We start from the raw sequence: 1,055 nt of genomic DNA, 5'->3' as shown, positions 1-1,055 counted from the left end.
TGTCGAGAACCAGCCGCACCGCCCGCTCGCGCACCTCAGGAGAAAACTTGTTCGTGGTCTTGCTCATGATGCTCCACCCTACTCAGAAGTTGGAGCCTCCGGCAAACCCGGCGCGGTTCAAGGCGGCGGAACTGGTCCATCCATGCGAAGGTCCGCTCCACGACCCATCGGTGGCGGCCGAGCTTGGCGGAGGTGTCGACGCTGCGGCGCGCGATGCGGGGCGTGATGGAGCGCGGCTGGCACTCCCGGCGGCACCGGCGATGGTCGTAGGCCTTGTCCATTGCCCGGCAGGGCATCGCGCAGCGATGTCCCGAGAGGGGGCGTGCAGCTTTCCGGGGCGTTTGCGGGGGCGGCCCCTGCGCCCCGACCGCACCCCCGGCACGGCGTCGAGCGTGGGCGCGAGCGCGAGCGCGATGCTGTCATGGCGGTTAGCCCCGGTGAGCGTCAGGCCGAGCGGCGTGCCGCGCGCGTCGGTGACCGCGTGCCGCTTCGTGCCCGGCTTGCCCCTATCGGTCGGGTTCGGCCCCGTCGCGGCGCCCCCCCTTTTGGCGGCGGTGGACTGGCTGTCGAGCGCGGCGCGGCTCCAGTCCAGCTCGCCCGACCGGTGCAGACGCTCCAGCAGCGCCCGGTGCAGCCGGTCCCACACGCCCGCCTGCTGCCAGTCTCGCAGCCGCCGCCAGCAGGTCATGCCCGAGCAGCCGAACACCTCGCGCGGCAGCATCTCCCAGGGCAGACCAGACCGCAGCACGAACACGATCCCCCGCAGCGCGTCCCGATCGGGCACGCGGGGACGACCGCCCTTCGGCTTGGAAGGCTCCTCGGGCAGCAGCGGCTCCACGACCGCCCACATCTCGTCGCTCACAAGTTCATGTCTCATGATCAGGGAATCCACGAGACAGAGATCGGTTTCGTTAGACACTCTAATACTACAGTTGCGCATTTTCAGCAGATGTGGCTCTTTGCGCTACGTGGAGCGGGAGTGGAGGGTTGGGCGATGGCATCTGCGGTCTTGGCAGGTGCGCTGGTGGACTGGCGTGCGGAGCGCGATCATCTGA

Annotated in this window: 1 protein-coding gene and 1 pseudogene; one reads left to right on the top strand and one right to left on the bottom strand. The window is 69.2% G+C overall.

All coding sequences use genetic code 11. From position 1 onward, the window contains the following. Positions 1-35: 35 nt before the first annotated feature. Positions 36-877: pseudogene (locus tag DR046_RS22965) on the bottom strand (IS5 family transposase). Between DR046_RS22965 and DR046_RS24045 the strand changes: the two are divergent. Beyond that, the coding region (locus DR046_RS24045) for a hypothetical protein (protein WP_209313649.1) at positions 869-1,055 on the top strand (187 nt) is incomplete at its 3' end. The pseudogene DR046_RS22965 and the gene DR046_RS24045 overlap by 9 nt on opposite strands.

The organism is Jannaschia formosa (genome assembly GCF_003340555.1).
GTDB lineage: Bacteria > Pseudomonadota > Alphaproteobacteria > Rhodobacterales > Rhodobacteraceae > Jannaschia > Jannaschia formosa.
The sequence above is the reverse complement of the archived record's forward strand: the minus strand, read 5'-3'. Positions and strand labels throughout refer to the sequence as shown.